The 12,553-nt window shown below is 63.8% G+C and carries 15 protein-coding genes and 1 tRNA gene; 4 read left to right on the top strand and 12 right to left on the bottom strand.

Going from position 1 to position 12,553, the window contains the following annotated elements:
- The first annotated feature begins 73 nt into the window (after positions 1-73).
- The gene (locus VR863_RS09205) at positions 74-478 is read left to right on the top strand and encodes a hypothetical protein (RefSeq protein ID WP_324828169.1); all 405 of its coding nucleotides are present in this window, start codon (positions 74-76) and stop codon (positions 476-478) included.
- Positions 479-535: 57 nt separating this feature from the next.
- Here the strand turns inward: VR863_RS09205 and VR863_RS09210 are convergent, their stop codons facing one another.
- The 9 genes from VR863_RS09210 to VR863_RS09250 form a co-directional block, all read right to left on the bottom strand.
- A complete protein-coding gene (locus VR863_RS09210; protein WP_324828170.1) occupies positions 536-1,291 on the bottom strand; it encodes a phosphoadenylyl-sulfate reductase in 756 nt (251 codons plus the stop codon).
- Complete coding sequence (locus VR863_RS09215) at positions 1,288-1,713, bottom strand: DUF934 domain-containing protein (RefSeq protein WP_324828171.1); 426 nt, start codon at positions 1,711-1,713, stop codon at positions 1,288-1,290. Before VR863_RS09215 ends, VR863_RS09210 begins: the two co-directional genes overlap by 4 nt.
- The gene (locus VR863_RS09220) at positions 1,706-3,337 is read right to left on the bottom strand and encodes a nitrite/sulfite reductase (protein ID WP_324828172.1); all 1,632 of its coding nucleotides are present in this window, start codon (positions 3,335-3,337) and stop codon (positions 1,706-1,708) included. The genes VR863_RS09215 and VR863_RS09220 overlap by 8 nt, the downstream gene beginning before the upstream one ends.
- Positions 3,337-3,633 (bottom strand): DUF2849 domain-containing protein, encoded by a 297-nt coding sequence (locus VR863_RS09225; RefSeq protein ID WP_324828173.1) that lies wholly within the window; start codon positions 3,631-3,633, stop codon positions 3,337-3,339. Before VR863_RS09225 ends, VR863_RS09220 begins: the two co-directional genes overlap by 1 nt.
- The gene (cobA, locus tag VR863_RS09230; RefSeq protein ID WP_324828174.1) at positions 3,630-4,388 is read right to left on the bottom strand and encodes a uroporphyrinogen-III C-methyltransferase; all 759 of its coding nucleotides are present in this window, start codon (positions 4,386-4,388) and stop codon (positions 3,630-3,632) included. Before cobA ends, VR863_RS09225 begins: the two co-directional genes overlap by 4 nt.
- A 97-nt stretch (positions 4,389-4,485) precedes the next feature.
- On the bottom strand, positions 4,486-5,559 hold the full coding sequence (locus VR863_RS09235) for a mechanosensitive ion channel family protein (RefSeq protein WP_324828175.1): 1,074 nt from the start codon (positions 5,557-5,559) through the stop codon (positions 4,486-4,488).
- 2 nt (positions 5,560-5,561) lie between these two features.
- The gene (metC, locus tag VR863_RS09240; RefSeq protein WP_324828176.1) at positions 5,562-6,773 is read right to left on the bottom strand and encodes a cystathionine beta-lyase; all 1,212 of its coding nucleotides are present in this window, start codon (positions 6,771-6,773) and stop codon (positions 5,562-5,564) included.
- 2 nt (positions 6,774-6,775) lie between these two features.
- Entirely contained in the window at positions 6,776-7,609 is an 834-nt protein-coding gene (locus VR863_RS09245; protein WP_324828177.1) for a sulfurtransferase, read from the bottom strand.
- A 36-nt stretch (positions 7,610-7,645) separates the two neighbouring features.
- The gene (locus VR863_RS09250) at positions 7,646-8,446 is read right to left on the bottom strand and encodes a hypothetical protein (RefSeq protein ID WP_324828178.1); all 801 of its coding nucleotides are present in this window, start codon (positions 8,444-8,446) and stop codon (positions 7,646-7,648) included.
- Here VR863_RS09250 and VR863_RS09255 point away from each other — a divergent pair.
- The 3 genes from VR863_RS09255 (at position 8,445) to VR863_RS09265 (ending at position 10,152) form a co-directional block, all read left to right on the top strand.
- Positions 8,445-8,699, top strand: a complete 255-nt coding sequence (locus VR863_RS09255) for a hypothetical protein (protein WP_324828179.1) — start codon at positions 8,445-8,447, stop codon at positions 8,697-8,699. The two genes, VR863_RS09250 and VR863_RS09255, sit on opposite strands and share 2 nt — an antisense overlap.
- Positions 8,700-8,867: 168 nt before the next feature.
- Entirely contained in the window at positions 8,868-9,335 is a 468-nt protein-coding gene (gene queF / locus VR863_RS09260; protein ID WP_324828180.1) for a preQ(1) synthase, read from the top strand.
- 22 nt (positions 9,336-9,357) lie between these two features.
- Positions 9,358-10,152 carry a DUF1499 domain-containing protein gene (locus tag VR863_RS09265; protein ID WP_324828182.1) on the top strand — a complete coding sequence of 265 codons (795 nt, stop codon included), beginning with the start codon at positions 9,358-9,360 and terminating at the stop codon, positions 10,150-10,152.
- On the opposite strand, the gene VR863_RS09270 is transcribed toward VR863_RS09265, so the two are convergent.
- The 3 genes from VR863_RS09270 to VR863_RS09280 form a co-directional block, all read right to left on the bottom strand.
- Positions 10,130-11,248 carry an FAD-dependent oxidoreductase gene (locus VR863_RS09270; protein ID WP_324828183.1) on the bottom strand — a complete coding sequence of 373 codons (1,119 nt, stop codon included), beginning with the start codon at positions 11,246-11,248 and terminating at the stop codon, positions 10,130-10,132. The genes VR863_RS09265 and VR863_RS09270 overlap by 23 nt on opposite strands.
- A 76-nt stretch (positions 11,249-11,324) precedes the next feature.
- Positions 11,325-11,400: transfer RNA gene (locus tag VR863_RS09275), tRNA-Ala, on the bottom strand.
- A gap of 110 nt (positions 11,401-11,510) precedes the next feature.
- Positions 11,511-12,431 carry a hypothetical protein gene (locus VR863_RS09280; RefSeq protein WP_324828184.1) on the bottom strand — a complete coding sequence of 307 codons (921 nt, stop codon included), beginning with the start codon at positions 12,429-12,431 and terminating at the stop codon, positions 11,511-11,513.
- Between the last annotated feature and the right edge of the window lie 122 nt (positions 12,432-12,553).

Here is a 12,553-nt window from a genome sequence, read left to right on the forward strand (position 1 = left end):
GTAGCGTGCCCCAGGGGTCGCGAGTCGCGGGCAGAAACTGCCCTGTCAGAAACTCGCTTAGGGAAATTCATATATGCGTAAATTTGTAATCGCGGCAGCCGTTGTCGCGCTCGCCGCCTGTTCGCAGGCGGAACAGGAACCCGTTGCCGAGGCAACCGAAACCGCAGCAGTGGAAACGGTCGCCCTTGTCGCAGCCGATGGCAACCCATCGACCGGCACGTTCAAGGTCATCGACGCCGAAGGCAAGTTCTTCACGCAGGAAGTGCGCGAAGACGGCACCTATACCAACATGACCGAAGGCGAAGCCGACCAGACCGGCACCTGGGAACAGAAATCTCCTGCAGTCTTCTGCACGACCAAGGATGAAGAAGGCGCCGAGCAGGAATGCAGCGACGAAACCATCGGCGACGATGGCGTTTGGACGTCGGTCGACCAGAAGACCGGCGAAAGCCACACCATCGAACGCGTCGAAGCCTGAAGCTTTACCGCACGTACGGATCGGGCGCGGCGCCATGTGCGCGGCGCCCGAACTGTTTTACAGGAAGGGTTCTTCGCCCGGTTCGTGGATGCCGCATTCCACCTTGTCCCAACCCGACCAGCGGCCCGCACGCGGGTCTTCGCCTTCGCCCACCGGGCGCGTGCAGGGTGAACAGCCAATCGAAGGAAAACCGCGTTCCACCAGCGGATGGCGCGGCAGATCATGGTTCGTCATATACGCGGCGATATCCTGCGCCGACCAGTCGATCAGCGGGTTGATCTTGAGCCGTCCTTGCGGATCGGACGTGTCCACTTCAAAGCGCGGCAGGTTCGCCCGCGTGCTCGACTGGAAGGCCTTTCGGCCGGTGAAGCTGGCATCGAATTGCGCCAATGCCTTGGCCAGCGGCTTGACCTTGCGAAGTTCGCAGCACCCATCGGGATCGTAGGACCAGCGCAGGCCGCTTTCGTCGCGTGCCGTAAGGTCCGAAATTTCGGGATAGAGGTTCACCAGATTGAGGTTCAGCCGGCTGGCCAGTTCATCACGATAGGCAAGCGTTTCGGGAAAATGCTTGCCGGTATCGAGGAACAGCACCGGCACGCGCGCATCGATGCTGGCAACCAGGTGCAGCAACACGGCGCTTTCCGCGCCGAAGCTGGAAACAATGGCCACATCGCCCACCAGTTCGGTCGCGATAACCGCTTCCAGCCATTCTTCCGTATCGCTGCCGCGAAACATCCGGTTCAGGCGAATGGCGTCCTGCTCGGAAAAGCGGGGTCCGGTATCGATACGATCAATGGCGCGCTGTTCGTTCATCCGTGACGGCGCGTCCAGATCGGGGTGCGATCGTCCGCCGCCGATTGATAGACATCGGGCCAGCGCGCAAACGCGGCATCGACATCATCGGTGCTGAACTGCTGATCGGGTTCGAATGCGTCGAACCCGCAGCGGCGCATATACGCCAGCTGATCGACCAGAACATCGCCCACGGCGCGCAATTCGCCATCGTATCCCGCTTCGCGCAGGATGCGGGCGGAGGAATACCCGCGCCCGTCACCGAAGGCGGGAAAGTTCACTTCGACCAGCGCCAGCCGCTCGAGGTGCGGGACAAGCGCACGAGCGTCGTCGCCCGGCTCGATCCGCACGGCAGTGGCGTTTGACTGATCGACGAAGGAATCCACCGTCACAGCGGGATGATCCACCGGCTCGTCGTCGCGATAGCGCAGCGTATCAGCCATAGAGCGCCTCCTTGAATGGGTTCATGCCGATGCGGCGATAGGTGTCGAGAAAGCGTTCGCCGTCCTGGCGTTCGCTTTCATAGACGCCGGTCACGGTCTCGACCGCATCGACGATGCCGTCTTCGTCGAAACCGGGGCCGGTAATCTTGGCCAGGCTGACATCTTCCGCCTCGCTCCCGCCGAGCAGGAGCTGGTAATTCTCGACGCCTTTGCGATCGACGCCCAGGATGCCGATGTGACCCGCGTGATGGTGGCCACACGCGTTGATGCAGCCGGAAATCTTCAGCTTCAGTTCGCCCAGCGTGCCGGTCTTGCCGTTATCGGCAAACCGCTGCGCGATCTTTTGCGCCACCGGTATCGAACGCGCGTTGGCAAGGCTGCAATAATCCAGCCCGGGACAAGCGATGATGTCTTCCACCGTGTCCAGATTAGGGCTGCCGAGACCGGCCTCGTCCAGCGCCGTCCACAGCGCGTGCAAGTCGGACATGCGGACGTGCGGCAAGACGATGTTCTGCGTGTGCATGACGCGCAGTTCGTCGAACGAATAATCCTTCGCCAGATCGGCCATGAGGCGCATCTGCTCGGCTGTCGCATCGCCCGGAATTCCTCCGACAGGCTTGAGACTGATGACCGCCGACACATGACCCGGTGCCTTATGCGGCACGGTGTTGCGATCGACCCACAGCGCAAAATCTGGGTCCGAGCGGTCCACGTCGGTCGACGCGTTGATGTCGAAAAGCGGGTCTTCGAAATAGGAGCGGATGCGGTCCAGTTCGGCCAGCGGCGGTTCGATCCCCTGTTCGAGCAGGTGGGCGTACTCCTCGTCGACCTGACGGGTGTATTCCTCCGCCCCCAGTTCATGGACCAGGATCTTGATGCGCGCCTTGTACTTGTTGTCGCGGCGGCCGTGGCGGTTGTAGACCCGCAGCGCAGCCTCGCAATAGGTCACCAGCTGGTCCAGCGGGACGAAGGGGTTGATGCAGGGGGCGATCATCGGCGTACGGCCCATGCCCCCGCCGACATAGAACGCCGCACCCAGTTCGCCATCCTGCTTTACGATCTGGATGCCGATGTCGTGCAACCGCATGGCTGCACGATCGCGTTCGCTGGCGATCACCGCGATCTTGAACTTGCGGGGCAGATAGCTGAATTCCGGATGGAAACTCGACCATTGGCGCAGCAGTTCGGCATAGGGGCGCGGGTCGACCAGTTCGTCCGCCGCCGCGCCTGCAAAATGGTCCGAACTGATGTTGCGGATGCAGTTGCCGCTGGTCTGGATGGCGTGCATTTCCACCTTGGCGAGATCGGCCAGGATGTCGGCCGCCTCTTCCAGCTTGATCCAGTTGTACTGGATATTCTGACGGGTCGTGAAGTGGCCGTACCCGCGGTCATACTTGTCCGCGATATCGGCCAGCGCGCGCATCTGGCGGCTGTCGAGCGTGCCATACGGGATCGCAACGCGCAGCATGTAGGCGTGAAGCTGGAGATAGAGACCGTTCATGAGCCGCAACGGCTTGAACTGGTCTTCGGTGATCTTGCCTTCGAGGCGGCGACGCGCCTGGTCGCGGAATTCCTCGACACGGGCATCGACCATCGCCTGGTCGTAGTTGTCATACTTGTACATCAGATCACCCAGTTACCGATATCGGGATCGGCCGGCTTGAGGGTCAGGTCGGGTCGGACGGTTGGGCCAAGTGCGCGTACGCGTTCCTTGATATGCACCGGACGGGGGGTGCCCTGGTTCACCTCGGCATCGACGATATAGGGTGCGTTGACGCGGCGTGCCGCTTCCTCGCGCCGCGCGATCTCGTCCTCGTGGCCGGCCACATCGACGGCGTCTTCCACATGGATCGACCAGTCGGTCCCGCTCCACCAGGTGACCGCTCCGGTCTTCAGATCGTTTCCGGTAAGCAGTTTCATCGTGCCGCCTCCTGCGCCGCGAAGGCGATGACGGCATCGCCGCGCGCGGTTACGTCACCGATCACGATCAACGCGGGGCTGACCACCCGTTCGCGCTCGACAAGGTCGGGAAGGCCGGCCAGCAAACCGCGCAGCACGCGCATTTCGGGGCGGGTGCCATTTTCGATCACCGCCACCGGCATATCGGGGGCAAGCCCGTCTTCCATCAGTTTTTCCGCGATGAGGGGTGCCGTCTTGACGCCCATGTAGATCACCAGGGTGCGGCCCTTGCCAGCCAACCCGGCCCAATCCTGTTCCTTCAGGCCCTTGCACTGGCCCGCCACGAAGCTGACGATGCTCGACGCATCGCGGTGCGTAAGCGCGATCTGGGCCGCTGCGGCGGCGCCGTTCGCCGCGCTGATACCGGGGACGATTTCAACGGCAATGCCGGCGGCACGCGCGGCTTCCGCCTCTTCGCCGCCACGACCGAACACGAACGGATCGCCGCCTTTCAGCCGCACCACGTCCTCGCCCGAACGCGCGATCTGGACCAGCAGCGCGTTGATGTCTTCCTGGGGCATGGTGTGTTGTGATCGGCGTTTTGCCACGCTGATGCGTTCGGCATCGGGTCGCGCGATCGCCAGAATGGCGGGATCTACCAACCCGTCATGAACGATGATGCGCGCGCGTTCGATCAGCCGTGCGGCGCGGATCGTCAGGAGATCGGGATCGCCCGGCCCCGCGCCAACGAGGAATATGGTTCCGGTTTTTGCCATGACGCCAAGATGATCGGCGCCAACCGATCACGCCAATCAGAATGCGTGTCCGACAAAGTAGCTGTAATTTTGAAATCGGACCTTCCGGCGCGGCAACCTATTCTTTTGCAACCACGGCAGAGCTTTCACCCTTTCCCATGGCCGCAAAAAGACGTTCGAGCTGGTCGCTGGTGCGCAGGTGAATGTCCCGCTGCGGGAAGGGAATTTCGATGTCGTTTTCCTTGAACAGCCACCACAGCTTCTTCAGCACGGCCGATCGCACATTGCCCACGCCTTCTTCGGGATCGTCGATCCAGCAATGGATCACGAAATTGACCGAATTGTCGCCGTAACCTTGCATCCACACGGTGGGCGGCGGTGCCTGCAGCACCCGGTCGCACGCCCTTGCCGCTTCCAGCATCAGTTCTTCGGCAAGCTTCATGTCCGCCGAATAGCTGACGCCGACGGGCACCTGCATCCGGACATTCTTCGATGAATAGGACCAGTTTTCGACCTGGTTGATCATCAGATTTTCGTTCGGGATCAAGTATTCGCGCTGGTCACGCGTGGTCACCGATACTGCGCGAATGCCGATCTTGCGGATCTGGCCGAAGCTTTCGTTACCCGCCATGTCGGTCACCGCGATAACGTCCCCCGGTTTGATCGAGCGGTCCATCAGCAGGATGATGCCTGCGATGAGGTTACCGAACGTCTTCTGAAGGCCGAAACCGATGGCCAGGCCGAAGGCGCCGGAAAACACCGCCAACGCCGTCAGATCGATGCCCAGCAAATCGATGCCGAGGAAGAACGCTGCCGCCCAGATGACGATCGTGACAACCTTCTCGACCAGCAATTGCTGCGTGTCGTCGAGCTTGGTGATGCGCCGCACCGAACGCCGGATGAGCCTGCTTACGAACCACGCAAACACTATCAGGCCGAAAATAATCAACGCAACGATCAGCACATCGAACAGCGAAAGCCGGAAATCCCCGGCGCTGAACGCCAGCGCGTCCAGCGTGTCCACGATGGAACCCGCCGTTTCGCTCTTGGAACTGACCGCTTCCCTGATGCCTTCCGAAGCGGCGACGGAACTTTCTTCTGCCGCGGGTGTCGCCAGGCTCCACGCTTGTTCTACCGGGGGCGTTTCAACCGTCGTCGGGGCATCGGCTGCAGGTGGGGTTTCTCCTTGCACGTCTATCCTTCGTCCATTGCGGCAAAGCCGCGCGCCAGATCGGCGATGAGGTCGTCTGCATCTTCCAGACCGATCGATAGGCGAATGGCATACCGGTCCTCAACCCCCCAGCCCGATTTGGGCCAGGCCATGACCGCGCGCACCGGTTCGACATCGAATGGCAGCGCAAGACTTTCGAACCCGCCCCAGCTGTATCCGATCCCGAACAGGTCGAGATTGTCGATCAGCCGGCAGCGAGCCGCATCGTCGCGGCCCGCCAACACGAAGCTGAGCAGACCGCACCCACCGGTAAAGTCGCGCTGCCACAGATCGTGGCCGGGCGAACCCGGCAACATCGGGCACAGGACGTGCGCCACCTCGACGCGCTGTTGCAGCCATTCGGCGATAGCCAGCGCCGTTTGCGTCTCCCGCTCCAGCCGCAGGCCCATCGTGCGAAGGCCGCGCAGGGCGAGCGCGGCATCGTCGGGCGATACCACGTGGCCCAGTTGCTGCGCGCCCAGCCGCAAGCGGCGATACCACGCCTTGCCCGCGGTGGCCGCCCCCATCATCAGGTCCGAATGCCCGCCGACATGCTTTGTCAGAGCGGTGATGACGATATCGCACCCCTTCTCCAGCCCGCGGAAACCGAGTGCGGTGGCCCAGGTGTTGTCCACCAGGCTCACCGCGCCGTGTTTGCGCGCAACCGCGGCCAGCGCGGGGATATCGCACATTTCCATCGTTAGGCTGCCGGGCACTTCCAGCATTACGGCCCTGGTGCGTTCGCAAAAGGCGGCTTCGAAGCCCGCCAGATCGTGCGGATCGAAAAACCGGTGTTCCACACCGAACCGCTTGAGCACGCCCATCGCGGTGTTGCGCGTGGGATCGTAGGCGTTGTCCGCCACCAGCAACACGTCACCGTTTTGCAGGACCGCCATCAACGCCCCGACGATGGCGGCCAGGCCGCTGGGGTAAAGCACGGTTCCCCCCGCACCCGGCTCGAGGTCGGTCAAGGCTTCGCACAGCGCCCACTGGGTCGGCGATCCGCGGCGCCCGTAATAGAACTGGCCGTCCTCGTTGCGCGGTCGGCGCGCGCGCAGGTCCTCGCAGGTGTCATACAGATGCGTGCTCGCCCGCCACACCGGCGGATTGACCACATCCTTGGCAAAGCTGCCCGATCGCCCGCCCGTTACCAGCCGCGTCGCCGGTTTGCGGTTCTTGTCGTCACCCCCGGCCATGGTCAGCGCCCCGCCCCCTTTTCCTTCGGCACATCGGCGTCCTCGCCCCATTCCATCCAGCTGCCATCATACAGTCCGCCATCACCTTTTCCCGCGATTTCCAAGCCCAGCAGCAGGACGCAAGCGGTCATGCCGCTGTTGCAACTGGCGGTTACCGGGCGTGACAGGTCGATCCCGGCGCCTTCGAATTCGGCGCGGATGGCCGGGGCCGATTTCCACGAACCGTCATCGGCGAAAAGCCGGGGGAAATGCAGGTTCACAGCGCCCGGTATATGCCCTGCCGATCCGCTGCCCGCCTCACCGGCAAAACGCGCCGCATCGCGCGCGTCGACAACCTGTTCGTGGGACGTTTCGCAATTGTCCAGCATGTCGGCCTTGGCGCGCACGGCGCGGCGCGGTTCGGGCACGGGCACCGCGACGGGCGCCACCGGTGTGACGCCCGTTTCCAGCGCACGCCCTTCGCTGCGCCACTTCGCAAGGCCCCCGTCGAGGACCGCCACGTTCTTGAAACCGAAATGGTCGAATATGAACCAGGCGCGCGCGGAACTTCTTATCTGGCTGTCATCATAGAGAACCACCTGTGTGCCCGGCCCCACACCGAGCGCACCCAGCCTGTCGGCAAAAATCTGCCCCGTGGGCAGCGCCTTGGGCACCGACGACGCGGTATCGACAAAGGTCGCCAGATTCAGAAATCGCGCGCCCGGAATATGCCTCTCGGCAAATTCGGCTTCCGCGTCGCGGCCACTGTCGGGAAGGTGCATCGTCGCATCGATCACGACGAGATCTGCGGCGCCAAGCCGGTCTTCGAGAGATTGGGTCGAAAGCAGTATGTCCATGGCGCGGGACTAGCCTTGGCCTTGCCCCAAGTCGACTCAGGCCAGTTCGCGGTGGGCGATGGGCGCGTAGCTGCGCGGCCCTTCGTCCAGACGGAACGGCTGCACGCGCCCGCCGCCAGGTTCCCCCTGACCGACCACGAATGTCTTGACCATCGGTTCTTCCCCCGCACCATCGACGCGCACGCGCATCAACGGCACGAGCAGCGGATGGCGGCCTTGCCGGATCACTTGCGCCCCGGCGAGCGGCAATTGGACCTGCCCTTCCACGGTCACGTTCTGACGCGGGGAGATGCGGGCCAGAGTGTGGCGGATTTCCAGCGCTGTGGCCGGTGTGGCCACCTGGTCTTCCATCGGAGATCCCGCATGAGCCGACACGAGGTCGATGCCGACGGAAACATCGCTGAGCGGGCCGTCCGTGCGGTTCACCAGCGTCAGCCGGTATTTCAGCGTGGCAAAGGCGGCGCTGCGAATCAGCTTTTCCGCCGAACACCGAATGGTCAGCGCATCACCCGATACCTGCCCGGCACCCACAGGCCCGATGCCAAAAGAAGCGCCGCCCACGACCGGCTTTTCGATTTCGGGCGCAGAGCCATTGGCCTGCCGCCGCTTCCAGAACACCGCCGCGCCCGCCAGAACGGCCAGAACGGCCGCCAACCAGACGAGCCAGGACCAGTCAGTCCCCTGCTCTACTCGGGTGGCAATTTCATCCGAAGCGGGTGCCTGTTGGGTTTGCGGGGCGGGCGGCGGGGCCGGGATCGGGGGCGTGCCGTCCTGGGGTTGGACAGGCGGGAATTCGCGCGGATCGACCGGTTGGCGCTCGACCTGCGTGGTTTGCATGGGCGTCGGGCGCGGTGTGGCAACCGCGGCTGGCGCCTGGCGCGTGGGCGAAGGCGTGGGCGCCGCGACCGTTCGCGGCGCTGGGGCCGCGCTGGGGGATGGCGCCGGTGCGGGCGCCGGGGTTGCCGTTCCGATTACGCGCGGACGCACGGGGACGGCACCGCCTTCGGTGTCGACCGGGCCTTGCGCCTGCGGGCTTGCCGAGGGCGATGGCGCAGGTGGCAACGAAAAATCCTGCACCGACTGGGCCTGAGCGGGGACCGCAAGGCTGAGGGCAATCGCGATAAGGGGAAGGCTGTGACGCGGGTACATGATCTACTGTCGTGGATGAAAGCGCACATATCTCGCGCCGCTGCGCTGAATAGGTTCTGAAGCATCCGCTTCCAAGCCCTGCCTTGCGCTGAAAGCGCATTCGCGGCAGATGCGCGGCATGAGCGACACACCTCAACCCAAGTTCCTGGGGGCCAACAGCCCCTTGCCCGCATCTCCCGAGCAGGCGGAACTCGATTACGTGCCCAATCCCCGCAAGGGTGAACTCTATCTCGTGCGGTTCGCCGCGCCGGAATTCACATCCTTGTGCCCGGTGACCGGCCAACCCGATTTCGCCCATCTCGTGATCGATTACGCCCCCGGCGACACGATCGTCGAATCGAAAAGCCTGAAGCTTTTCCTAGGCAGCTTCCGCAATCACAACGGCTTCCACGAAGACGTGACGGTCGGCATCGGCAGGCGTCTGTTCGACGAGATGCAGCCCCGCTGGCTGCGTATCGGGGGCTATTGGTATCCGCGTGGCGGTATCCCGATCGACGTGTTCTGGCAGAGCGATGCGCCGCCGCCTGCACTATGGCTTCCCGATCAGGGCGTATCGCCCTATCGTGGCCGCGGATAATCCGGATCCAAGGGGGGACACCATGATCGCAAAACTACCCAAGTTCGCACTCTGGCTGGCGCTTGCGCTGGTCGCGTGGTTCCTCCTTGCGGTTTTCGGACCCAAGTTCGGGCTGATCGACTGGAAGGTCGGGTTTCTCACCATGGTCGTCACCATCGGTCCGATCCTGATGGGCGTGGTCGCGCTGGTCGCGCTGGTCGCGCTGGTCATGGCGTTCGTAAAGGGGCCGCGCGGCGAATGGTGGAAGGCTGCGCTTGCGCTGGCGATTCCGGCGGCGCTGTTTGCCGGGCTGATGTCGGTACGATCGCAGGGCGAAAGCGTCCCTCCGATCCACGATGTCGCCACCGACACGGCAAATCCCCCGCAGTTCTCGCCCGGCACGATGGCGATCCGCAGCGATTTCGGTGCCAACCCGATCAACGATTACGCCACCCCGATCGGCGAGCTGGAAATGTGGGCCGAACGCACGGCTGGACAGCCCATCGCCGCCCAGTCCCATGCCGCCATCATCGCGGAAAGCTATGGTGACCTTCAGCCGATCGCCTACTCGGTTTCGGATGCCGATGCCGTGGCAGCGGTGGCCGCTGCGATGGAAGATATTGGCCTGGCGGACGTTCGCAGCGATGCCGCGGCGGGACAGGTAGAAGGCACTGCCGAAACATTTGCGTTCGGGTTCAAGGACGATGTCGTGGCGCGCGTTGGCGAAGGGCGCATCGACATTCGATCGACAAGCCGCGTGGGCGTATCCGATCTCGGGTACAACGCCGCCCGCGTCCGCAAGCTGAGCGCAGCGATCAACGCGCGTCTGGGCGGGTAAACCGATTTATCCAGCGGCGGTCCAACCAGTCCTTGATCCGCCGCAACCAGCCGGATTGCAGCCCTGCAACGCCATAGCTTGCGATGGATTCGCCGCGGCAGGTGTTGAGCAGATAAAAATCCATGAACTGCGGGCTGTATGTGCGCCGCGGCGGTTTGCCCGCCAGTGTGCGCCGCAGGTTCCGTGCCAGCACCGGCCCCGAATAGACGGCATGGACACCCGAATGGGGCACATGGCGATCGGTTCGGCGGGCAATATCGCCAGCAGCCAGTATATGGGAGAATCCGGTTACACGCTGGTGTTCGTCCACGCGGATGAACCCGTCTTCGTCAACCGGAAGTCCGCTTTTGCGCGGCCATTGCGGCGCACCGCTTCCAAGGGCCGTCACGATCAGATCGATGGGTTCGAGGGATCGGGTGCCCGCGCAAAGCTCGCCCCCGTCGATCGAGGCGTCTTCGATAACCAGCTCGATACCCTGATGGGCCAATTCACGCATGACCCGCCGCTGGACAGCCTCTGGATGGGATGGGAGCAGCCCACCCCTGCCCGTCACCAGCGTCACTTCCGGGCAATCCCAATGCGACGAATTGCGAAAGCCGAATGCCAGCTCCACGCCGCCAGCACCGCCGCCAACCACCGCAACACGCCCCCGCTGCGGAGGGTGTTCGCGCAATTCCTGCCAGCGGGCAATAAACCGGTGCAGCGGGCGAATATCCAGCAGGCGGGGATCAGCGCCCAACACGTCAGCCGCCCGGCCCGCACCGCCGGTTGCTATCGAACACACGTCGAAGCGCAGCTCGCTGCCATCGCCGAATGTGGCAATCCGCGCCTGCGGGTTGATCGCTGCCACCTCTTCCCTGACCCATTCGGTACCGGCCTGCGCGACCAGCGGTGCCAAGGGAATGGAAAGTTCGCTGGCCCTGTATTCTCCGGCGACCCAACCGGGCACCATTCCGGAATAGAGCATCGCCTCGAGAGGTTCGGCCAGAACCGTGCGCGCTCGCGGGGGGCTCTGCGTACGCCAGTTGTCGATCACCCCGAGGTGGGCGTGGCCGGCGCCGACAAGCAAGAGAACAGGGTCAGCCGATCGGGACATGGGCCAAGCGTAGTCGCCCTGCCTCGCACGGGGAAGAGCGCGATCCGCACAATCTCTGTCGCAAGGTATCAGGGCCTGGTGGAGCCGAGGGGAATCGAACCCCTGACCTCGTCATTGCGAACGACGCGCTCTCCCAACTGAGCTACGGCCCCGTTCCAGGTTGGCGTTCCTGCGGGCACGGTCAGCTACAGCGCAAGCAGGCACGGCAATTTAACCGGCGGAACGGCGCCTGAAAAGCGACAAGTTGGCCAGGGACCCCGGCTCAGGGGTTGTTGGGGCCTTCCGCCGGCACAGTTACCGGTTGCTCGCCCTGAACGATCTCGCCCGAACGGAATATCGGACCCGACGTCGGCAGAACCTGATCGGTCCCGATCGCTGGCGGAATGGCAACGGGTGCCTGCGGATCATTGGCAACGGTGACCGGCTGGGTCGCGGGCATGGACCCCACCACGGTGGAACCGGCCGGCACGCTGGTGGCCGGGTTGAGCGGGTTGGCATATCCCTGCACGGTCGTGGTGATTGTCGGCGGTCCGTACTGCGCGTTCCATGCGGTCAGATCCACGCGATATTGCTCGTACGCGCGGAAGAAGCTGTCGAACACGCCTTCGATACGGGGCAACGCCCGCGCTGCGTACAGGTCGAGGTCCTCCCCTCCGGCGGCGGGCATTTCCATGACGACTGCCAGCGACATGTCGCAGAAATCGTCAAGCGCGGGCGGCAACGCAAAGTAGTTGTAGACCTGCGTCATGTAGGAATCCTGCACGTCGCGATAGGTCGCGCCGTAGCGCTGACGAAACTCGCTCTGCAGCGCACGGTTGGTGGCCGAAAGCTTGCGGACGTTGTTGTCGAGAAACGATTTGTAACCCGGCAGGATGCCTGCATGGCGCGGCTTGAGACAGTTCAGCGCGGCCACGTTCAACGCCGATCGCAGGTTCCATGTGGTCTGCGCCGGGGTGAGATTGGCGTTCACCGTCTGGCGTACGCCATCGGGACCGACCATCGGGATCGTCATGCTGGACGTAGCGCCGCCGGGGGGCAGTGGCTTTGACGGGATCACGACCACGGGCGGCGGTGGAGGCGGTGGCGGCGGCGGTGGAGGGGGAGGCGGCGCGCAGGCTGCAATTGCGGCAAGTCCTGCGGCGATAGCGGCAAGACGGATGGTTTGCGTTGAAACGCGGCTCATGGCGCGCGGACCCTCCTCGAAGACATGTGGCATTCATCATGCCCCGCCGACCCTTGACGGGGGATGAAGCAAACAGTCCTAGCGCCTCGATCGCACAAAGAAAATGCCCGGGGCGTGAGTTA

Origin of the sequence: Qipengyuania zhejiangensis (assembly GCF_035607565.1) — a bacterium.
GTDB lineage: Bacteria > Pseudomonadota > Alphaproteobacteria > Sphingomonadales > Sphingomonadaceae > Qipengyuania > Qipengyuania zhejiangensis.